We start from the raw sequence: 22,037 nt of genomic DNA on the forward strand, positions 1-22,037 counted from the left end.
CCGTAATGCGGGTCACTTGCTTATGTAACGCGCGGCCTTCACCGGATAATCGACAACCGGCGGCGGCGGTTCGAAGCGATAACGGTAGGTCAGGGTCGCCGAGCGGCCGGACGCCGGGACGGCATGGCCGCCATAGTACTGTGCGTAGTAGTGCTCGTCGGTCAGGTTGTAGATATTGAGCTGCAACGTGGATTCCCTGGTAACCTTGTAGCTCGCCATGACGTCGAACTTCCAGTATTCGGGCACGTAGATGGTGTTGGCCGTGTTGGCAAAGGCCTTCGATTGATAGGTGGCGCCGCCGCCGACCGTCAGCTGCGGCGTGAAATCATATGTCGTCCACAGGCTGAAAGCCTGCTCCGGCGTGTTAGGCAACTGCTTGCCGACCGAATAGCGATCGGCCGCCGAAGCCGTCGCGGGAACGTTGAGGATCGCGGAATCCTGGTAGGTGTAGCCGGCGAAGATCTGCCACAGGTCGGTCAGCTTTCCGGCCAACCCGGTTTCGAAACCCTGAACCCGCTGCTCGCCGGCCAGAATCGTCGGCATGGTCGCGGAATCCGGCCCGGCATTGGCGATGCGCGCGTTGTTCTTGACGATATGGAACAAGGCCGCCGTATAGCTCAACCGTCCATTGAGAAAATCGATCTTGGTGCCGAGTTCCGTGGTGGTGCTGGTTTCGGGCGCAAGCGATACCGTGCCCGACGTCAGCGTTCCGAACTCCGCCGACGGATTGAACGACGTCCCATGCGCCACATAGACGCTCGATTGCTCGGTCGGGTGGAAGACGCCCCCGACGCGCCAGCTCACCTGATGGTCGTGTGAATCCAGCGCGCGGTTGGCAGGCGTCGCGTTCAGCGGATCACGATAGGAAGCGCTGACATCGTCGTATCGAACCGCTCCGAGCAGTTCGAAATACTGGTTGATCTTGATCTGATCGGACGCATAGAGCGCGACGGTGTCGAGATTGGTCCGGTTCACATTGCCGAACGGCCCCTGGTAGATCGGCTGCGACACCGGGTCGATCACGGTGGTCCGGCAATAGGCGCCCGGCGTCGATACGCACCAGAAATTGGTGCGGCCACGCTGGTAGCGGGTCTGATGACTGGCCTCGATGCCGGTGGCAAGGGTATGCGTAAGCCCCCAGGTATCGAATTTCCCGACCAGGTCGGTCTGGTTGACCAGCAGGGTGTCGTTGGTCTGGGTATTCCAGTGCTCCTGCGCCAGCGTCATTTGATCGACCGGATAATTAAAGAACGCCGGGGAAAGCGGGTTGGCCGCCGTGTTCGTGAAGGGCGTATTCGAGGCGCCGCCAAGCCCGCGCGGCGGAGTCGGTGCAGCGTAGCGCTGGTTGTCGACATACCGCGTGGCGTTGGTGAACTTGAAGCCGTTGTCGAATTCGTGCTCCAGCTTGAGCGTCGTGATGTTGGTGGTGGTCTCCACGAGGTCGCGATATGGCCCGAGGGTGTTGCCGTAGAAGGTATTGCGCGGCACCGGTATAGGCGTGACGGCGCGACCGTCGCCATAATAGCCTGCGGTGACCCCCGTGCCGGCCGCGTTCACCTGCGGCGCCGGCAACCATGGATGACCGTAGTCGGGAACGCTTTCTTCGCCCTGATAAATATGACTCAACGTGATCTTATCGCGGTCGGTCACATCAAAAGAGACCGATGGCGCGACACCCCAACGCCGAACGAAAACATTGTCACGATCGGGCGTGGGAACGTCCTGATAGAGCGCGGCGATACGGCCGGCGACGTTGCCCTGCTTGCCACTGGCGTCGATCGTGCCGCGATAACCCGCGGAGCTGGTGCCGCTGATCGCTCCGTCGAAGAAGGTTGCACCCGTCGGAAGCTTGGAAACCGTATTGATCGCGCCGCCGGTCGAGCCGCGGCCGAACGCAAACGAGGACGGCCCCTTGAGAACTTCAACGCGATCGTCGCTGAACAGGTCGCGGTTGTACCAGCCGGGATCGCGCAAGCCGTCGCGATACATGTCGCCGCGCGCGGTGAAGCCGCGGATGAACGGACTGTCGCCCTGCTGACCGCCTTCGCCGGCGCTGAACGTGATGCCCGGCACCGTTCGCAGCGCTTCCTCCATGCTTGTGAGTTGCTGATCCCGGATCATCTGCTGCGTCACCACATTGACGGTTTGCGGAGTATCGCGCAGCGGCACCGCAAGACGTGAAATTCCGGCCTGCGCCGGAGCCTGATAGCCGGTGACGCCATGCCCGTCGCCGATGATGGGATTGACCTGAACGTTGCTTGGCGAAGGAGCGACAACCGGCGCAGGCGCGGCGCGCACCGGCGCCCGATGCGCGGTTCTTTTCTTGGCCTGCCGCTTCGGCGCGGTGACGCGAACCTGCGGAAGATCGTCGGCGCTGGGCGCGGGTTGTGCATCTGCGGAGTCGGGAATCAGCATCACCGCGGCAATGCCGATCATTGCCTTGCTCCAACCCACGACCGACGACTGCCCCGCCACGTCGCCGTTCGTGTCACTCGCGTCACCTACCGATGAAATACCCATTCGCCCCACCCATCCTTAGAAGATTGCAGATCAATTGCAGACATCACGGGAGCAAATCGCATCCGCGATATGTCGCTCGTCATTAACTAAAAAACTTTCGTGAGCAATATTCACACGCTGCAATTTGCATCAGTCTATAGAGGTTCTAGTTTTCAGGACCTTCGACCGGGACGGAATGTCGCAGGCTATCCATGATGCGGCATTTGCAGTGGCGCGTTCATTCGCACCGCACGTTTTAAGAGAGATTCTAAAATCCTCACGCTGTTTCCCTGTTTGATTCAAAAAATACAGACGCTAGACCAACCTTGGAATGCCTGTGCATCCGTTTGTCCCGCGCGACCAGTCCAGAGCAGCGCATCAATATAGAGCTTGCCAACATGAAGCTGCCTCTGAACCTTCCTAGCAATAACAACAAGATACCACGCAACGAGCGAACGCGAGCCGCAAAGGCTTCTGCAATCGCGCTCGTCTCTCTTTTGACGTTTTCGTTCGCGCCGCATGTCGTTAAGGCACAATCCCTGGCGCAGCCCGGTACGCACGAGGCGGCTCCTTCCGGACAAGCTCCGGCAGCCACGCAGTCAGTTTCGCCCGCGCCACAGATCGCCCAGCCTTCATCGCAGCCCGCGTCTCAGGCCTCGCCCGCAGAGCAGCAGACTGCGCCGTCCCCCGCGCCGGCGGAGCAACAGACTCCACCCGCAACGGAGGTGGCCGAAGCCCCCGAACCGATTCTGCCACATGAACTGACGCCCATCGGCATGTTCATGGCCGCCGACTACATCGTGAAGGCGGTGATGATCGGCTTGGCCTTCGCCTCGGTCGTGACCTGGTCGGTTTGGCTCGCCAAAACGATCGAATTGCTCGCCGCGAGAAGCAAACTCATGCGGGATCTCCGCAGCGTGGAAGGTGCGCGCTCCCTCGAAGAGGCCAACAAAACACTGGAGAACTCCGGCAGCGATATCGCGATGCTGACCCACGCCGCGCGCGATGAGATCCGTCGTTCGCAGGACGCCATGATCCATGACGGCGTCAAGGAGCGGATCGCTTCCCTGTTCAGCCGTATCGAGGCGGCCGCGGCACGGCGCATGACCCGGGGCACCAGCATTCTGGCCACCATCGGATCGACCGCGCCGTTCGTCGGACTGTTCGGCACGGTCTGGGGCATCATGAACGCCTTCATCGGCATCTCGAAATCGCAGACCACCAACCTCGCTGTCGTCGCGCCCGGCATTGCCGAGGCACTGCTGGCGACAGCAATGGGACTCGTCGCGGCGATCCCGGCGGTAATGGTCTACAACATGTTCTCGCGATCCATTAACAGCTACCGCGGCTTGCTGGGAGACGGCTCGGCGGAACTGATGCGCATGGTGAGCAGGGATCTCAACCGCGCAGAACTGATTCCTCATCAGCGAGCTGCGGAGTAGCGCGCGTGGGCGTTTCGCTTCAGCAATCATCCTCCGAAGACGAGATGACGCAGGTCAGCGACATCAACGTGACGCCGTTCATCGACGTCATCCTGGTCCTGCTGATCATCTTCATGATCGCCGCGCCGCTGGCGACGGTCGACATTGCCGTCGACCTGCCGGCGTCGACGGCGACCAAACAGCCGCGCCCCGACAAACCGGTGTTCGTCACCATGAAGGCTGACCGGACGCTCGCCATCGGCAACGATCCCATCCCGCGCACCGGTCTTGCCGGTTCGCTCGACGCCATCACGTCATCGGATCGGACCAAGCGGCTGTTCGTTCGCGCCGACAAGACCGTCCCCTATGGCGATGTCATGACGCTGATGAACGACCTGCGGGCTGCCGGCTATCTCAAGATTGCATTGGTCGGACTTGAGTCCGCGGGCGGAGCGCAATCCGTCGGAGTTCCGCAATGAGTATGCCGCACCGCTATCGCAAGATGACACGAAACGAACTGCTGCGCTGGGGCACCTGCTTCGTTGCCATCCTCTCGCTCCATGGCGCGGTCGCCGCCGCCTTGCTCATGACGCCGGCGGAAGGCGATACATTCGATACCGTGACGGCAATCGAGGTGGATTTTACCACCGAGTCCTTCCGTGACGCCGAGGCGCGGGACGTGGCACCGGGCGAAGAGCAGATGCAGACCGACGAGGCCCCTCCGCCTCAGGAGAAGGCGGAAGTCAAGACGGAGAAGGTGCCGGAGCCGGAGCCGCCGCTTCCGCAGGTCGCCGAACCCGACGTTGCGCTGGAAACAACTCCTGAGAAGAAGCAGGAAGAGGAAAAGAAGGAAGAGAAGGAAAAGACGCCGAACGCAACGCCCCCGCTGGTTGCGGCGTCAGCCACGACGGCGCCAACGGCTGCGGCCTCGCGCAAGGCGCAGATCGTAAGCTGGAAGCGGAAGCTGGCCCTTCACCTGCAGCGAAGCAAGCGATATCCCCACGAAGCCCAGAAACGTCACGAGACCGGCACGTCGCGGGTGTCCTTCGTCGTTGACCGCCAGGGCCACGTCATCTCCAGCAGAATCGTCAAAGGCAGCGGATCCGACGCCCTTGATCGCGAAACACTCGACCTCCTGCAACGCGCCCAGCCGTTGCCCGAGCCTCCAAACGACGTCGGCGGTACACAATTTGCTTTCACGATGCCGATCCTTTTTGAGTTTCGATGATCCTGCGCCTGGCTGGGCGCGCGCTGAATTTCGGCACTCGCCGGAAACTGACACGGTACGAAACGACGGCCCGCCGGATTCTCTGTCTGGAAGCAGACCACCGGCGGCTGTCTGACGGCGCGTTGCGCGATCGCGTCGCCGAATTGCGGCGGCGGATTCGAGCCGGCACGTCCCTCGACGAGATCAAGGAAGAAGTCTTCGCACTGGCCCGCGAAGCCTCGCGCCGTGCGCTGAACCAACATCCCGTTCCGGCGCAGATCATCGGCGCTCTCGCGCTTCACGATGGCCTTATCGCCGAGATGAAGACCGGCGAAGGCAAAACGCTGACCGCCACGCTGGTCTGCGCGCTGCATGCCCTGACCGGCGAAGGCGTCCACGTCGCCACGCCGAACGACTATCTGGCCGAGCGCGACGCCTGCTGGATGCGCCCGGTTTACGATCTGCTGGGACTGAGCACCGGCGTCATCACCCAGGAGATGGACGACGACAGCCGGCGTGAGGCCTATCGTTGCGATATCACCTACGGGATCGCCAGCGAGTTCGGCTTCGACTATCTGCGCGACAACATGAAATTTTCCGCCGCGGAAACCGTCCAGCGCGGCCATGCCTTCGCACTGGTCGACGAGGCCGACGCCACCCTGATCGACGATGCTGGCATGCCGCTGGCGCTGTTCGGCCCGCTTGGCGATCACTCGGGCTTCTACCAGGCGATCGATGCCGTCATCGCCTCATTGCAGCCCTCGCATTACGAGATCGATCCGCGGCGTCGCGTTGCGTTGACCGAGACGGGATACAGCGAAGTCGAGCGGCGGCTGCGCGAACAAGGACTGCTGAAGGCTTCGACGACGCTGCATGACATCGCATCGATCTCACTGCTCCACCATGTCGTGCAGTCGCTGCGGGCTCACGCCGTGCTCGTCCGCGACCGCGACTACGTCATCGAGAACGGCGGCGTGACCATTGTCGACGGGCTGACCGGCCGCCCGATGCCGGGACGACGCTACGACGAAGGATTGCACCAGGCCCTGGAGGCCAAGGAAGGCTGCGCCATCGGCGAGGAAACGCATACGCTCGCGGCGATCACGTTCCAGACCTATTTCCGTCGCTACGCCAGGCTTGCCGGCATGACCGGCACGGCGAAGGCGGACGCCGAGGAATACAACGCGATCTATGGGCTCGATGTGATTTCCATCCCGACCCACCGCCCGATGATCCGCATCGACGAAACCCTGCTTCACGCCACTGCCGCCGACAAAATGCGTGCGGTCCTGCGGGATTTGGAAGATGCGGCCGCGCGCGGCCAGCCCGTGCTGATCGGCGCGCCAACCATCGAACGGTCGGAAGCGCTGGCGGCGATGCTCGAAGCCAATGGCTGGCGGCAGCGTCACGAGCGGACGGAGCGCAACGCCACAACGCGCACCTTCGCTCTGCTCAACGCCAAACATCATGCCCGCGAGGCCCAGATCATCGCCGAAGCTGGCGCTCCCGGCGCGGTGACCATCGCCACCGCGATGGCCGGTCGCGGCACCGACATCCGGCTTGGCGGCGAACATGCGGACGAAGCCACCCGCGCGCGGGTGATTGCCGCGGGCGGGCTGCTGGTAATCGGCACGACCCATCATGATCACGGACGAATGGACGAACAGTTGCGCGGCCGCGCCGGCCGGCAGGGCGATCCCGGGCGCTCCGTCTTCCATGCCGCGCTGGATGATGAATTTTTGGCCAACGCCGCGATCAGCGTGCCACGACCTGACCAGAACGCACCCATCGCGCCTGCAGTCGCAAGCCGCCTGACCCGCGCGGCGCAGAAGCGACATGAAATCCGCAGCTTCGATCGACGTCTCGGACTGCTGCGATTCGACGCGATCATCCAGCGCCAGCGCGACAATATTTACGATCTGCGCCGCAATATCCGCGACGGCAACGACACGCTGACATTGGCGGCGCGCCTGCGCCATGAAACCATCGACGATCTGATCGACCGCTTCGCGACGCCGGTCGCGCCATGGGACATCGCCGGACTGGATCACGCTGTCCGGTCCGTCCTGACGCTCGCCGTCGATATCAATCCTCCATCCGCCGATCCCGAGGCGGCTGCGCAAGCTCTCGCACAGCATATACGCGCCATGGCGGACCGCTGGATCGACGGCAAGATCGCCCGCATGGGCGAATCCATGTTTGTCGATATCCTTCGCCGGGTGATGATGGCGCTGATCGATCACCTCTGGTCGGAGCAATCGGACCGGCTGGATCATCTCAAGCGCCGGATCGGGGATCGCCGGCTCCCGCCGCACAAGGTCGTCGCTGAATTTCAGCTTGAAGCGTTCGCGCTGTTCGAACGGATGATCGCCGATTTCCGCCGCGACGTGACCGCCTATGCCATGCGGGCGGGCATCCTTCCGGCGTAATGGCCGACCGCCTCGTCGAGCCGGGCCCACGCGCTCCCTCCCCGCGGCGGTATCGACGAAAGCCTTACTTGACGCCGGCGCAAGGCGCCCCGAGGGTATCGAGATGCGCGAGACCGCGCATCTCGCCGGCGTCGCGGGCCACAGCGCAACGCAGATCCGGCCGTCATCGGAGGTTGGAACCAAAGTGCTAGCGCATTGGTTGTATGGGTCTCCGGGACATCCTCCCAGCAGCATCCCGCCGGGCAATCGACCGCGAGCAAATACAAGACCCGGGAAACGGGCATCGAAGATGAGGAGGTTCGTCACATGCTGAAATTTTCCGGTTTGCCGGCCACCCTGGCCGCTGCTGCCGTTGCGATGACGCTCGGTGCCATGTCGTCCGGTCCGGCTCTGGCGAAGGACATTGTCCTGGGTGCGTCCGTCCAGTTGACGGGACCGGTGGCCAATACCGGCCGGTATTATCGTGACGCCTATCAACTCGCTGTCGACAAGATCAACGAAGCCGGCGGTGTCAAGATCGGCGACGAGACATACAAGCTCGCGCTCAAGATTTATGACAACCAGTCGGACGTCAATTTGAGCGTGCGTCAGTACACCCAACTGGTTTCACGGGATAACGTGAATTTTCTGCTGGGGCCGTTCGCAAGCAATTTCGCGCTGGCGGATTCGGCCGTGTCAGAGAAGTACAAGATTCCGATGGTCCAGGGCGGCGGGGCGTCGGATCAGATCTTCGCGCGCAATTTCAAGTATATTTTTGGAACGCTGGCGCCAGCCAGCAACTATTTCGGCTCGACGATTGAGATGATGAAAGAACTCGATCCGCCCCCGAAAACGGTCGCGCTGCTCTATGCCGACGATGCCTTCGACGTCTCGGTGGCGGAGGGTACACGGCCCAAATTGAAAGCGGCGGGATTCACCATTGCCATGGACGAGCGCTACAGCACCAACGCCACGGACTTCAACTCGCTGCTTTCGCAGATCAAGAGCAAGAACGTCGATGCGGTGCTGGTGGCGGGCCATGAAACCGAGATTCTGAATTTCGTGCGGCAGGCCAAGAGTCTTGCGGTTGCCCCCAAGATGTATTCCTTCACGGTGGGCGTTCCCAGCGAGGACTTCCGCAAGGCGCTCGGCAAAGACGCCGACTATGCTTTCGGCATGACGGCCTGGCTGCCGTCCGCCGACCTCAAGGATCGCTGGTTCGGCGACGCTGCGCAATTCGCTTCGGCCTTCAAGGCGAAGTTCGGCTATGATCCGGACTATCACGCTGCGTCCGGCGCGGCCGATGTCGAGGCATTGGTCAAGGCCATGGAAGATGCGGGCACGATCGATCCGGCCAAGGTGCGGGATGCCTTGGCGAAGGTGGATTTCGAGAGCCTTTACGGACGGATCGCGTTCGACAATAATGGCCAGATCGACCTGCCGCAGACCGTCATTCAGGTTCAGGGCGACGCGCTGGTCCCGATCTATGGTGTCCACGGCAAAGTTGCGCCGCCAAAATATCCGATGCCGGCCTGGAACGCGCGCTAGAGCGTTTTCGAGCAAAGTGGAATCCGGTTCGCGTGAAGAAACCGCGTCAAATCAAGAGCCCAGAGTCTTCCACCGTTTCCATATGAAAGACTCTGGAGCATGATCCAAACCGGTTTTTGGATGAAATCATGCTCAATTAGAAGGGTCAGGCTAGAGTCAAATTTAGCGTCGTTGGATCAGACACTAGCGCGAATCGCGAACAACCCGTGGCGGAATAACAAAATGCGGGTTGAATATTAAAGAGGGCTGGGAACGACCTTGGATCTGCTCGGGCAAGTTCTCATCAACGGCATCCTTCTGGGCGGGTTGTACGCCATGATGGCGCTCGGCCTCGCGCTGGTCTGGGGCGTGTTGAACATCGTCAACCTGGCGCACGGCGCATTCATCATGCTCGGCGCCTATGTGTCCCTGTATCTCTTCACCTACGCCCATATCGATCCGTTTCTGGGACTGCCGATCACCGCGGCGGTGATGTTCGCGATCGGGTACGGCGTCCAGCGCGGCATTTTGAATCTGATCGTTCGCGCGCCGATGTTCAATACACTCCTGATAACCTTCGGACTGGAGGTGGTGCTGACCTATCTCGCGCAGCTTGCCTTCTCGGCCGATTTTCGCACCATCAATCCCACCTATGCCGGCGACAGCATCGTGCTGGGGCCGGTGGTCCTGCCGCTGGCGCGGCTTATGGCCTTCGGCGTCGCAATCGCGCTGACGGTCGGGATGTGGCTGTTCCTGCTGCACACGCGGCTCGGACGCGCCATCCGCGCCACCGCGCAGAACCTCGTGGCGGCGCGCCTCTACGGCGTCGAGCCTCGCCACCTCTACGCAGTGACTTTCGGTATCGGGATTGCGCTGGCCGGCGCGGCCGGTGGCCTCTACGGAACGGTATCGCAGATCAATCCCTATATCGGCGCGGGGTTGACCGCGAAATCATTCGCCATCTCGATTATCGGCGGGTTGGATAATCCGCTCGGCGTGATTGTCGGAGGCCTGTTCCTGGGAATCCTCGAATCGCTGACCGCGCTTTATATCGGCCCGACTTACGCCGACGTCGCGAGTTTCGGCGTACTGGTGCTGGTCCTGATCGTGCGACCGACCGGCCTGCTCGGGAAAGCAGCGTGAAGGCCCTCCGCATCATGCTCGTCCTGGCGGCGTTCGCCGTGCTCGCGGCGGTGCCGTGGTTCGGATCGGACGTCCTGATCCAGTTCGGAATCAACGCCCTGCTGCTTGCCGTTCTGGCGCAGGGCTGGAACATCATCGGCGGTTATACCGGCTATGCGTCCTTCGGCAATTCGGTGTTCTACGGGCTCGGCAGCTACGGCGTGGGCATCGCGATGGCGCAGTGGCACTTGCCATTCGCCGTCGGCCTGGTGTTCGGCGTGGTGCTTGCGGTCACCTTCGCCGTTCTCCTCGGGATCCCGGTTCTGCGGCTCAGAGGGCATTACTTCGCAATTGCGACCCTGGCGCTCGCTCAGGTCATGACCGCGATCGTCTCCAACGTGGAACTGGCGGGCCAGAATATCGGGCTTGTTTTGCCGCCGCTCAACAATGATCGTCTTTTCTACGAACTGTCGCTTGGGCTTCTGGTGCTGGCGACGCTGACGGTTTTCTGGCTGACGCGCAGCCGCTTCGGTTTTGGATTGATCGCGATCCGCGAAAACGAAGAAGGCGCGGAAGTGATGGGCGTCAACACGACGTTATACAAGACGATGGCGTTCGCTCTGTCCGGTGTTTTCAGTGCGCTGGCCGGGGGCATTCATGCCTATTGGGTCACGTTCATCGATCCGGAAAGCGCATTCGACATCAGCCTGAACGTCAAGATGATCATCATGGCGGTCTTCGGCGGGCCCGGAACGGTTCTGGGACCGGTGGTCGGCGCACTTTCGCTCTCGGCGATCTCAGAGTTTCTGTCGAGCGAGATCACCAGCCTTGCCAGTCTTTTCTTCGGCATCGTCGTCGTGGTCGCGGTCGTCATCATGCCGCGCGGTCTGGCGGACATGCTGCGGCGATTCCGCAAGACCGGATGGCGATATTTCGCCGAAAACATCCGGACCCATCGGCTATGACCCCGGCGCTCGAAATCAGGAACGTGACCCGCCGCTTCGCCGGCCTGATCGCGGTCAACGACGTCAGTTTTCTGTTGCAGCCGCGCGAAATCCTCGGAGTAATCGGGCCGAATGGCGCGGGAAAAACCACGCTCATCAGCCTGATCAGCGGCACGCTTGCGCCGACGTCCGGCGACGTTCTTTTCGAAGGACAGTCTCTCGCCGGCATGCCCGCCTACCGCCGCGCCCGGCTCGGCATCGGGCGCACGTTCCAGATCATGCGGCCGTTTCCCGGACTGTCGGTGCTGGACAATGTCGCCGTCGGCGCGCTGTTCGGTCACGGAGGAGGACACGCCAAGCTGGCGAAAGCCCGCGAGCAGGCGCGCGCCCAACTGGAATTCGTCGGGCTCGGCAAATTCGTCGATCAGCGCGCGGACGAATTGGGTGGTCCCGGCCGCAAGCGGCTGGAACTGGCAAAGGCCCTTGCGATGCAGCCGAAGGTCCTGCTCTGCGACGAAGTCATGGCCGGACTGAACCTGGTCGAGATCGACGAGGTGATCGCGGTGATCCGCAAGGTGCGCGACGCGGGCATCAGCGTTCTCGTCATCGAGCACGTCATCAAGGCGATCAAGAGCCTGTCGGATCGGCTGCTGGTCTTGCACCATGGCGAAAAGATTGCCGACGGCGAACCCGACAGCGTGCTGGCAAACCAGACCGTCGTCGAGGCGTATCTCGGCAAGAGGCGGATATGAGCGCGAAACCGGCGGTCAGGGAGCCTCTGCTTGACGTTCGCGCGGTCGGCGCGGGCTATGGCGGAATGCCGGTCCTGCAAGACATCGCCCTCACGATCTATCCGGCGGAGATCGTGGCGCTGGTCGGCAGCAACGGCGCGGGCAAGACAACCTTGCTGCGCACGCTGTCACGCGTGCTGCCCGCAACCGGCGGCATCGTCATGAACGGCCATGATCTGCTGCCGATGACCTCCGACCAGGTCTTTGCCGCCGGGCTGGTCCAGGTTCCGGAAGGCCGCCAGTTGTTCGACCGCATGAGCGTGCAGGACAACCTGCTGATGGGCGCTTACAGACGAACCGACAAGGCCGCCGTCGCGCGCGACCTCGATCGGATGTATGCGATGTTTCCGCGCCTGTCAGAGCGGCGGCAGCAACTCGCGGGAAGCATGTCGGGCGGCGAGCAGCAGATGTGCGCCATGGCGCGGGGCCTGATGGCGGCGCCGGTCCTGCTGATGATCGACGAGATGAGCCTAGGACTGGCGCCCGTCATCGTCGAACAGTTGATGGGCGTCCTGTCGACGATCCGCGACGAAGGCGTGACCGTTCTGCTGGTCGAACAGGATGTCAATCTCGCGCTGTCAACGGCCGATCGGGGTTACGTGATGGAAACCGGCCGCATCGTTCACAGCGGCCCTGCCAAACAACTCATCGACGATCCCGAGGTACGGCGCGCCTATCTCGGACTTTGATCAGCCGTCTGGTCGCAAGAAATCGTGGCAAGGATTGTGGTGTCGCAACCATTGATGGGGACGACACGCGATCAGAGCGACTTCTCAATCACCGACCACCCGCACGGCGCCGAGCGCGGCGCTGGTGGCGTGGGCGGCGTAGGCCTTGAGCGCCATCGTGATGCGGCGCTTGCGCGGCGCGGCCGGCTTCCATGCCGTGTCGCCCTTCGCCTCCATCGCGGCACGGCGGCGCTCGATCTCGGCATCATCGACTGCAAGATGAACCTTGCGGCCCGGAATATCGAACTCGATCGTATCGCCTTCCTCGACCAGGCCGATCGCGCCGCCCTCCGCCGCCTCAGGCGAAGCGTGGCCGACCGACAGGCCGGCGGTGCCGCCGGAGAAGCGGCCGTCGGTGATCAGCGCGCACTGCTTGCCGAGACCTTTCGATTTCAGATAGCTGGTCGGATACAGCATCTCCTGCATGCCGGGGCCGCCGCGCGGGCCTTCGTAACGGATGACGACGACGTCGCCTGCCTTGATCCTGTTGGTGAGAATGGCCTCCACCGCGGCGTCCTGGCTTTCGAAGATGCGCGCGGGGCCGGAAAACTTCAAAATACTGTCGTCGACGCCGGCGGTCTTCACGATGCAGCCGTCACGCGCGATGTTGCCGTAGAGCACAGCGAGGCCGCCGTCCTTCGAGAAGGCGTGCTCGGCGTCGCGGATGCAGCCTCCGGCGCGGTCGGCGTCGAGCTCCTCGAATCGCCTGTCCTGGCTGAACGCGACTTCGGTGCGCACGCCGCCCGGCGCAGCCAGATAGAAATTGCGCACGCTGTCGCTTTTCGTCCGCCTGATGTCCCAGCGTTCCAGCGCATCCTTCAGCGACGCGCTGTGAACCGTGGGCAGGCTGGCGTCGATCAACCCGGCGCGGTCGAGTTCGCCGAGAATGCCCATGATGCCGCCAGCGCGATGCACGTCTTCGAGATGCACGTCGGGCACCGACGGCGCGACCTTGCACAGCACCGGAACCCGCCGCGACAGCCGGTCGATGTCCTTCATGGTGAACGGCACCTTGCCCTCATAGGCGGCAGCGAGCAGGTGCAGCACGGTGTTGGTGGAGCCGCCCATCGAGATATCGAGCGTCATCGCATTCTCGAACGCCCTGAAACTCGCGATCGAACGCGGCAGCGCGCGCTCGTCATCCTGCTCGTAATAGCGCCGCGCCAGATCGACGATCAGGTGACCGGCCTCGATGAACAGGCCCTTGCGGTCGGCATGGGTAGCGAGCACCGAACCGTTGCCGGGCAGCGCGAGGCCGAGCGCTTCGGTCAGGCAGTTCATCGAATTGGCGGTGAACATGCCCGAGCATGAGCCGCAAGTCGGACACGCCGAGCGTTCGAGCACCTCGACCTCGGCGTCGCTCACCTTGTCGTCGGCGGCGGCGACCATGGCGTCGATCAAATCAATCGACTTCACCTTGCCGTTGAGGTTGACCTTGCCGGATTCCATCGGCCCGCCGGAGACGAACACCGATGGAATGTTGAGGCGCAGCGACGCCATCAGCATGCCGGGCGTGATCTTGTCGCAATTGGAGATGCAGACCATGGCATCGGCGCAATGCGCATTGACCATGTATTCGACGCTGTCGGCGATGATCTCGCGCGAAGGCAGGCTGTAGAGCATGCCGTCGTGGCCCATGGCGATGCCGTCATCGACCGCGATGGTGTTGAACTCCTTGGCGACGCCGCCGGCCTTCTCGATCTCGCGTGCCACAAGCTGGCCGAGATCCTTGAGGTGGACATGGCCGGGCACGAACTGGGTGAAGGAGTTGACCACGGCGATGATCGGCTTGCCGAAGTCCTCGTTCTTCATGCCGGTGGCGCGCCACAGGCCGCGAGCGCCGGCCATGTTGCGGCCGTGGGTGGAGGTTCGGGAGCGATAGGCAGGCATGGGTTTTTTTCCCAGACGTTCAACAGTTTGGCGGGACCATACAGCCGCGCCGCCGGAGGCCGCAAACAGAAAAGCGGCCGCGCTCCCCGCGCCGCCGCTTTCCGCTAACTCGTTGCTCCGCGCTGGCTTGGCGCGGGATCAATCTTGGCGCGCCTCAATCGATACTTGCGCGTATTCTGATCGCAAAACCGGTATCCACTTTTGCGGAATACGCGCTAATGCACGCTGACGGCCTGCAGCTCGTTGCTCCAGGCGCTCGCGACCGCGGCCTCGCGCGAATCGGTCAGCATGATCGGCGTGCCGTCGGCGGCATGCAGCGCGAACAGCATGAGGCCGGGCGCGATTTTCGGGGCCTGGGGAAACAGATCCGGCACATCCTCGGAACGGACCTGCTTCACATAGGCGATATGGCCTTCGCCGAGCTGCGCCAGCGCCTCGATCGAGACGCTTTCGGGCCGGAATGTGGAACTCACTTCACTCATGGTCTCGACTCCTTCTATAGACTAAGCGGTCGAGTCCGCTACTCGTTGCACCCGGAAACATGGTTTTCACCGGTCTTACTTGTCCGGGCCATGCATTATTCGTGTTCATTGATCGCGATTGTCTTAACGACCCTTTCAGGTTCCGGCCTGGCCAGATCGATGGACAATAGCCCGTTTTTCAGGTCCGCGCCCAGCACCAACATCCCCTCCGCCAGCACGAAGGTGCGCTGGAAGTGGCGCGCGGCAATGCCGCGGTGGATGTATTGCCGGGCCTTATCCTCCTGCTGCCGGCCCCGAATCACAAGCTGATTTTCCTCAATGGTCACATCGAGTTGGTCGCGGGTGAACCCCGCCACCGCCAGCGTGATCCGCAAGCGTTCAGGTTCGCCGTTGTTACGGTCGCACCGCTCGATGTTGTAGGGAGGATAGCCGTCGGCGCCTTTGACGACGCGGTCGAGCGCACGCTCGATCTCGTCGAATCCCAGAAGGAACGGACTGGACAACGAAGGAACACGAGACATTCACAAAGTCCTCTCGAAGCGACTTTGACACACACGACCTTGGAGGATCATGCATTGGGGCCCTTGCGGCACCCCCGTTTTGACCAGCCTCCCAGCCGGTCAAGCCGAATATGGCGATGATTTGCGTGCGTTCAAGATACCCGGCCCTGCGGCCAACGCTTTGAAATCGGGTCAGGAATTAAGCCGCTCGCGATCGCCCACGCCGAACAAATGCAAGATCGTCCCGCACCGCAACGCGCAAACAGTGCGAAACTGAATAAGGCATGTTTCGGGCATCGTGACCGTTTTGTAGTCGCAACCGTTCCCGCACCCCTTACCGGCGGGTGACGTAGCGCACCTCGTTGAGCACGAAGTTCCCAACCCGCTTGCCACGGTTGCGGAGGAATCGGAGGACTCCGGCATCGACGAAATAGGTCAGCAGGATCGAATCCCGCGTCACCACGTCATTCGGCACCGGATCGGCCGAATGCCAGCTATCGTCACCAACCGCGAAGGCGTAGCCCGAGTTGGGACCAAAGCGCATCTGCGTATCGCGGGTGAAGCTTCCATCGGCGGCACGACCATGAAAGATCGTGCCGATATCGGGGTGCGCTTCGTCGCGCGGCAGATAGAGCTGGACAGTGATGCCTTTCCATCGCGTGTCGGTGTGGGGCGTAATGCAATAGCCCGGAATGTCGCGAGTGAGCACCGGGATCGGATACATGCCGACGCCGCCGTGCCTAGCGCCGAATCTCCGTTCCAGGGCCGGCGCAAGCCTGCGCATGAACGCCGCGCATACTCCGGGAGAGCGCAACGCGTCGCCGACGAGTTCCCAAACCCGGCGCTTGGCCGCCGGCAGGTGACGGATGTATTCGGGGAACAGGTCGATCTTGACGCGTGTCGAGGAGCCGTCATCGCGCAAGTTCTCATTGTTGCGACCCGGCAGCGCCCGGTAATGGTTGGCACCCGGCAGCGCCTCCATCATCTCAGCATAGATGCCACCAGGAAAAACCTCTTTGAGCTGCAGATGATAGAAGGGCTTCTCATAGGCCGGGGCGGCATCGATCGCACCGATGACGTGGGTGATCAGGGAATTCGTCATGCTGTATGCATCCATGACGGTTCACTCCTGTCCTCTATTGATGGTTGGGTCGCGGCCACTCAATCGGCACAACTTTACGTTTCGTCGGCGGCAGAGCCGCCAAACGCGCGATCGCGGGCGTTGGTGGAGCCAGGCGGGATCGAACCGCCGACCTCTTGCATGCCATGCAAGCGCTCTCCCAGCTGAGCTATGGCCCCAAGATCACGATGATTCTGGATCGATTCGAGCCAGGATCATGAACGTGATCGATTCCGATATTTGACAAGCGGGATGCTGGTAGAAAACCGTACCGCGCTTTTCCTCATCCCGCTCCAGACCGGTCCGCACCAAATCAGGGCAACGCGGTCTTAAAGACCCTGACCACAGTTCAGGACCGATCTCAAGTCTCCTCGTCGTCGCCGACGTCGCCGATGATGTCGGTCACGTCCTCGTCGCCCTCTTCCTCATCGGCAATGAAGGTGGAATCGTCATCCTCGTCATCGTCGAGAGTGTCGTCGATCTCGATATCATCCTCCGATTCCGGGACGACGGCCTTCTTGACCTTGCCGGTGTTCTCCTCGGCATCGGCCTCCTCCAGCGAAACCAGTTCTTCGGCCTCCGCCGGCTCCGGCGCCGTATCGGACGCGGAAGCCGCGGCAGCGGCGGCGCGCGCAGCCTCGCCGCGGGTCCGCACCGGCGCAACGACGATCGGGACGACCTCGCCGGTATAGGGCGAGATCACCGGATTCTTGTTCAGGTCGTAGAACTTCTTGCCGGTGGTCGGGCAAATGCGCTTGGTTCCGAGCTCGGATTTGGCCACGTGTGGAATCCCGGGATATTCTTGAAAAGCGGAGCTTCACTTGGCTAGTTGCGACGGCCCTGTCAATAGCGCTTTGCAGACGTGCCAACAGGCGTGACGCGCCGGCGACCCCGTGATACCAGCCACCCCACAACAGGAACCCGCAATCTTGACTCATTCCGGCCAGCCGACGCCGCTCGAAGCGCGAAAATGCCAGTCCCTGACCGGCCGCGTCCGGGTGCCCGGCGACAAGTCGATCTCCCACCGGTCGCTGATTCTCGGCGCGCTGGCGGTCGGAGAAACCCGGATCTCGGGCCTTCTCGAAGGCCAGGACGTGCTCAACACCGCCAAAGCGATGCGGGCAGTAGGGGCCAGGGTCGAGCGCATGGACGAAAAAGGCGCTATCGTCTGGTCGGTGCGCGGCGCGGGAACCGGCGGGTTCGCGACGCCGGCAGCCCCGCTCGATTTCGGCAATTCCGGCACCGGATGCCGTCTCGTGATGGGCGCGGTGGCCGGTTGTCCGATCACCGCGACCTTCGATGGCGACAGTTCGCTGCGCTCGCGGCCAATGCGGCGCATCCTCGATCCGCTGGAATTGATGGGCGCGCGGGTGATCTCGCAAAGCGACGGCGGCCGCCTTCCCCTGACGCTGGCTGGCGCGCGCGATCCGCTGCCGATCGTCTACCGCACGCCGGTCGCCTCGGCGCAGATCAAGTCGGCGGTGCTGCTGGCGGGATTGTCGGCCCCGGGCATCACCACCGTCATCGAGAACGAGGCCAGCCGCGACCACACCGAACTGATGCTGAAGCATTTTGGCGCGAGCATTGTTTCCGTGCCGGATGGCGCACACGGGCGCAAAATCTCGCTGACCGGGCAGCCCGAACTGCGCGGTTCCGACGTCGTGGTGCCGGCCGATCCGTCGTCGGCGGCGTTTCCGATCGTCGCCGCGCTGATCACCCCGGGCTCCGACATCATTCTGACCGACGTGATGACCAACCCGCTGCGAACCGGGCTGTTCGCAACGCTGCGCGAGATGGGCGCCTCGATTGAGGAAAGCGAGACTCGCAGCGACGCCGGCGAGCCGATGGCGCAACTGCGGGTGCGCGCCTCAAGGCTGCGCGGCATCGAGGTGCCGGCCGCGCGAGCGCCGTCGATGATCGACGAATATCTCGTGCTCGCGGTCGCTGCCGCGTTTGCCGAAGGCAGCACCGTGATGCGCGGCCTGCAGGAATTGCGCGTCAAGGAATCCGATCGCCTGGAAGCGACCGCTGCCATGCTGCGCGTCAACGGCGTCAAGGTCGAGATCGATGGTGACGATCTGATCGTCGAGGGACGCGGCCATGTGCCGGGCGGCGGCCTTGTCGCCACCCACATGGATCACCGCATCGCGATGTCGGCGCTGGTGATGGGCTGCGCGGCGGACGCGCCGGTCAAGGTCGACGACACCGCCTTCATCGCCACCAGTTTTCCGGATTTCATTCCGATGATGCAACAACTGGGGGCGGAGTTCGCATGATCATCGCCATCGACGGACCTGCGGCTTCGGGAAAGGGCACGCTCGGCAAGCGCCTTGCCGCGCATTATCACTTTCGTCATCTCGACACCGGGGTTATATATCGGGCGGTCGCAAAAGCCCTGATCGACGCGGGCGCGGACCCGGCCGATGAAGCGCGCGCGGTGGCGGCCGCGCACGAACTCGACCCGGAAAAATTCGGCCATCCGGCCCTGAAAACCCGGGCGATCGGCGAGGCGGCGTCGGTGGTGTCGGCATTTCCAGGGGTGCGAGAGGCGCTTCTGACCTTTCAGCGCCAGTTCGCCGCCGAACCGCCCGGCGCGGTGCTCGACGGCCGCGACATCGGCACCGTAATCTGCCCCAACGCCGACGTGAAGATTTTCGTGGTGGCCGATCCGGTGGTGCGGGCGCGCCGGCGCACGCTGGAGGCGCGCTCGCGCGGCGAGGACGTCGATGAGGCGGTGGTTCTGGCAGACATCCTCAAGCGCGACGAGCGGGATCGCAACAGGCCCGTCGCGCCGCTGAGAGCGGCCGCGGATGCCCATGTGCTCGACAATTCCAACCTCGATATCGAGGCTGGCCTTATGGCCGCGATCGCCATCGTCGAGGCGATGAAAGTCGCCCGGCTTCACAAATGACCGCCCGCCGAACCCTGTCGGTCACCGGGAAGCGGTGATGCAGGCGCGATTTCTATGGCGCGCGTTCAAGGCACGGTGGCGCGATCAGCGCGCCGAGTTGTCAATCATCCGTGACCACATCAGGCCTGGCGACACCGTGTGCGATGTGGGCGCCCACAAAGGCAACTACACCTATTGGCTCTCGCGCTGGGTCGGAAATTCCGGGCGCGTCCTGGCATTCGAGCCGCAGCCATCACTTGCGGCCTATCTGCGCCAGACCATTCCCTCGCACAATGTCGTCATCGAGCAGAAGGCGCTGTGGTCGGAGACCGGCGCGCTCGACCTGTTTGTCCCCGCGCCCAATTCGCCCGGAGCATCGCTGGTTGCCACGACAGACAGGTCGGACAGAACGCGGTTACAGGTCCCGGTCGTCGCGCTCGACGATTATCTTCCGCACGAAAAACGCGTCTCGCTGCTGAAGGTCGACGCCGAAGGCGCGGAACTGGCTATCTTTCAAGGTGCACGGCGTATCCTGAGTGAATCCCGGCCGTTGCTGGTCTTTGAATGCGAGAACAGGCACCTCCCGCACGGATCGGTCGAGGATGTCTTCGCGTTTCTCGCAGAATGCGGTTACGAAGGTTATTTCTTCTCCCCGGATGGCGTACGTCCGCTGTCTGCCTTTAATGCGGATATCCACCAAAGCCAGGGCAGCCCGCGTTTTTGGGACAAGGCGGATTATTGCAATAATTTCCTGTTTCGACCGCGGAGCTGAAGCGCATCGCGAGACCCGCATCCACCCGAAGCTCCCTTGTTTGCTATTGCTTTTGAGGTTATACCCACAGCGTCCGGGTCGCCGCCGATAGTGTCGAGGCCGCCCGAGCGGGCCGGCCGGGGTTTCAAGCCCCGCCGTCATTGGAGGAACGCCCCGCTCTGGTCTTGAACGCCGATCTTTTTCGATCGATCGCCAAAGGCTCCGGACCACATCATCGTTTCGAACGTGAAGGCTGCTGCCGGCCCGTCGTTGCATATTCCCGCACGACGGTCGTCAGGATTGCGGACCCCTGACCTTTCCCGCACGAAACGCCCGTGAACCCGAACCGCCGGCATGTCATCCCGCTTGGAGAACAAATGGCTTCGACTGATACCTACAACCCGTCCCGTGACGATTTCGCCGCAATGCTCGACGAGTCCTTTGCCGGCGGCAGCCTGCAGGAAAGCTCCGTTATCAAGGGCAAGGTGGTCGCGATTGAGAAGGACATGGCCGTCATCGACGTCGGCCTCAAGACCGAAGGCCGCGTGGCGCTGCGCGAATTCTCCGGCCCCGGCCGCGAAAGCACCCTGAAGGTCGGCGACGAAGTCGAGGTGTTCCTCGACCGCATCGAAAACGCGCTCGGCGAGGCCGTGCTGTCGCGCGACAAGGCGCGCCGCGAGGAAAGCTGGGGCAAGCTGGAAAAGGCGTTTCAGAACAACGAGAAGGTACACGGCGTCATCTTCAATCAGGTCAAGGGCGGCTTCACGGTCGATCTCGACGGCGCGGTCGCCTTCCTGCCGCGCTCGCAGGTGGACATCCGCCCGATCCGCGACGTCGGTCCGCTGATGAACAACACCCAGCCGTTCCAGATCCTCAAGATGGATCGCCGCCGCGGCAACATCGTCGTCTCCCGCCGCACGGTGCTCGAAGAAACCCGCGCCGAGCAGCGCCAGGAACTGGTGCAGAACCTCGAAGAGGGTCAGGTGATCGACGGCGTGGTCAAGAACATCACCGACTACGGCGCATTCGTTGATCTCGGCGGCATCGACGGCCTCCTGCACGTCACCGATATCGCCTGGCGCCGCGTCAATCATCCGACCGAGGTGCTGACCATCGGCCAGACGGTGAAGGTCAAGATCATCAAGATCAACCACGAGACCCACCGCATTTCGCTCGGCATGAAGCAGCTTCTGGACGATCCGTGGCAGGGCATCGAGGCGAAGTATCCGCTGGGCGCCCGCTTCACCGGCCGCGTCACCAACATCACCGACTACGGCGCGTTCGTCGAACTGGAGCCAGGCATCGAGGGCCTGATCCACGTCTCGGAAATGTCGTGGACCAAGAAGAACATGCACCCCGGCAAGATCGTCTCGACCTCACAGGAAGTCGAGGTGCAGGTGCTGGAGGTCGATTCCGTCAAGCGCCGGATTTCGCTCGGCCTCAAGCAGACCATGCGCAATCCCTGGGAAGCGTTCGTCGAGAAGCACCCGGTCGGCTCCACCGTTGAGGGCGAGGTCAAGAACAAGACCGAGTTCGGCCTGTTCCTGGGCCTGGAGGGCGATGTCGACGGCATGGTTCACCTCTCCGATCTCGACTGGAAGGTGCCGGGCGAACAGGTCATCGACAACTTCAAGCGCGGCGACATGGTCAAGGCCGTCGTGCTCGACGTCGACGTCGAAAAGGAGCGCATCTCGCTCGGCGTCAAGCAGCTCGAAGGCGACCCGTTCGCCGAGCCGGGCGACGTCAAGAAGGGCGCG

19 protein-coding genes and 1 tRNA gene are annotated in these 22,037 nt (G+C 62.7%); 13 read left to right on the forward strand and 7 right to left on the reverse strand.

Annotation, left to right across the window (positions count from 1 at the left end; translation table 11 throughout):
* Positions 1 to 12 precede the first annotated feature (12 nt).
* The gene (locus tag BGO16_RS01385) at positions 13 to 2,520 is read right to left on the reverse strand and encodes a TonB-dependent siderophore receptor (RefSeq protein WP_292616524.1); all 2,508 of its coding nucleotides are present in this window, start codon (positions 2,518 to 2,520) and stop codon (positions 13 to 15) included.
* 377 nt (positions 2,521 to 2,897) lie between these two features.
* Between BGO16_RS01385 and exbB the strand changes: the two genes are divergently transcribed.
* From exbB to BGO16_RS01430, 9 genes are all read left to right on the forward strand, one after another.
* Complete coding sequence (gene exbB, locus BGO16_RS01390) at positions 2,898 to 3,941, forward strand: tonB-system energizer ExbB (protein WP_292616526.1); 1,044 nt, start codon at positions 2,898 to 2,900, stop codon at positions 3,939 to 3,941.
* A gap of 5 nt (positions 3,942 to 3,946) precedes the next feature.
* Positions 3,947 to 4,399, forward strand: a complete 453-nt coding sequence (gene exbD, locus BGO16_RS01395; protein WP_292616528.1) for a TonB system transport protein ExbD — start codon at positions 3,947 to 3,949, stop codon at positions 4,397 to 4,399.
* Complete coding sequence (locus tag BGO16_RS01400) at positions 4,396 to 5,148, forward strand: energy transducer TonB (protein ID WP_292616530.1); 753 nt, start codon at positions 4,396 to 4,398, stop codon at positions 5,146 to 5,148. Before exbD ends, BGO16_RS01400 begins: the two co-directional genes overlap by 4 nt.
* The gene (locus tag BGO16_RS01405; protein ID WP_292616531.1) at positions 5,145 to 7,556 is read left to right on the forward strand and encodes a preprotein translocase subunit SecA; all 2,412 of its coding nucleotides are present in this window, start codon (positions 5,145 to 5,147) and stop codon (positions 7,554 to 7,556) included. Before BGO16_RS01400 ends, BGO16_RS01405 begins: the two co-directional genes overlap by 4 nt.
* A gap of 306 nt (positions 7,557 to 7,862) precedes the next feature.
* Positions 7,863 to 9,083: an amino acid ABC transporter substrate-binding protein gene (locus BGO16_RS01410; protein ID WP_292616533.1), complete on the forward strand. Its 1,221-nt coding sequence runs from the start codon at positions 7,863 to 7,865 to the stop codon at positions 9,081 to 9,083.
* Between the two features lie 258 nt (positions 9,084 to 9,341).
* Positions 9,342 to 10,205 (forward strand): branched-chain amino acid ABC transporter permease, encoded by an 864-nt coding sequence (locus BGO16_RS01415; protein ID WP_292616535.1) that lies wholly within the window; start codon positions 9,342 to 9,344, stop codon positions 10,203 to 10,205.
* A 14-nt stretch (positions 10,206 to 10,219) separates the two neighbouring features.
* Positions 10,220 to 11,149: a branched-chain amino acid ABC transporter permease gene (locus tag BGO16_RS01420; RefSeq protein WP_292616561.1), complete on the forward strand. Its 930-nt coding sequence runs from the start codon at positions 10,220 to 10,222 to the stop codon at positions 11,147 to 11,149.
* Entirely contained in the window at positions 11,146 to 11,880 is a 735-nt protein-coding gene (locus BGO16_RS01425; protein WP_292616537.1) for an ABC transporter ATP-binding protein, read from the forward strand. Before BGO16_RS01420 ends, BGO16_RS01425 begins: the two co-directional genes overlap by 4 nt.
* Positions 11,877 to 12,608 (forward strand): ABC transporter ATP-binding protein, encoded by a 732-nt coding sequence (locus BGO16_RS01430; RefSeq protein ID WP_292616540.1) that lies wholly within the window; start codon positions 11,877 to 11,879, stop codon positions 12,606 to 12,608. Before BGO16_RS01425 ends, BGO16_RS01430 begins: the two co-directional genes overlap by 4 nt.
* 84 nt (positions 12,609 to 12,692) lie before the next feature.
* Here BGO16_RS01430 and ilvD read toward each other — a convergent pair whose 3' ends face one another.
* From ilvD to BGO16_RS01460, 6 genes are all read right to left on the reverse strand, one after another.
* A complete protein-coding gene (gene ilvD, locus BGO16_RS01435) occupies positions 12,693 to 14,537 on the reverse strand; it encodes a dihydroxy-acid dehydratase (protein ID WP_292616542.1) in 1,845 nt (614 codons plus the stop codon).
* A 215-nt stretch (positions 14,538 to 14,752) separates the two neighbouring features.
* Positions 14,753 to 15,019: a DUF1150 domain-containing protein gene (locus BGO16_RS01440; RefSeq protein ID WP_292616544.1), complete on the reverse strand. Its 267-nt coding sequence runs from the start codon at positions 15,017 to 15,019 to the stop codon at positions 14,753 to 14,755.
* Between the two features lie 95 nt (positions 15,020 to 15,114).
* Entirely contained in the window at positions 15,115 to 15,540 is a 426-nt protein-coding gene (locus BGO16_RS01445; RefSeq protein WP_292610452.1) for an Hsp20 family protein, read from the reverse strand.
* A gap of 313 nt (positions 15,541 to 15,853) precedes the next feature.
* Entirely contained in the window at positions 15,854 to 16,636 is a 783-nt protein-coding gene (locus tag BGO16_RS01450; protein ID WP_292616546.1) for a hypothetical protein, read from the reverse strand.
* 106 nt (positions 16,637 to 16,742) lie between these two features.
* A tRNA-Ala gene (locus BGO16_RS01455) sits at positions 16,743 to 16,818 on the reverse strand.
* A gap of 182 nt (positions 16,819 to 17,000) precedes the next feature.
* Entirely contained in the window at positions 17,001 to 17,420 is a 420-nt protein-coding gene (locus BGO16_RS01460) for a TIGR02300 family protein (protein WP_292616548.1), read from the reverse strand.
* A 148-nt stretch (positions 17,421 to 17,568) separates the two neighbouring features.
* Between BGO16_RS01460 and aroA the strand changes: the two genes are divergently transcribed.
* The 4 genes from aroA to rpsA form a co-directional block, all read left to right on the forward strand.
* The gene (gene aroA, locus BGO16_RS01465; RefSeq protein ID WP_292616551.1) at positions 17,569 to 18,915 is read left to right on the forward strand and encodes a 3-phosphoshikimate 1-carboxyvinyltransferase; all 1,347 of its coding nucleotides are present in this window, start codon (positions 17,569 to 17,571) and stop codon (positions 18,913 to 18,915) included.
* Positions 18,912 to 19,550 carry a (d)CMP kinase gene (cmk, locus tag BGO16_RS01470; protein ID WP_292616553.1) on the forward strand — a complete coding sequence of 213 codons (639 nt, stop codon included), beginning with the start codon at positions 18,912 to 18,914 and terminating at the stop codon, positions 19,548 to 19,550. The genes aroA and cmk overlap by 4 nt, the downstream gene beginning before the upstream one ends.
* Positions 19,551 to 19,587: 37 nt before the next feature.
* Entirely contained in the window at positions 19,588 to 20,301 is a 714-nt protein-coding gene (locus tag BGO16_RS01475; RefSeq protein WP_292616556.1) for an FkbM family methyltransferase, read from the forward strand.
* A 356-nt stretch (positions 20,302 to 20,657) separates the two neighbouring features.
* A partial coding sequence (gene rpsA / locus BGO16_RS01480) for a 30S ribosomal protein S1 (protein ID WP_292616558.1) occupies positions 20,658 to 22,037 on the forward strand: 1,380 nt, incomplete at its 3' end.

Source organism: Nitrobacter sp. 62-23, from assembly GCF_001897285.1.
Taxonomy (GTDB): domain Bacteria; phylum Pseudomonadota; class Alphaproteobacteria; order Rhizobiales; family Xanthobacteraceae; genus Nitrobacter.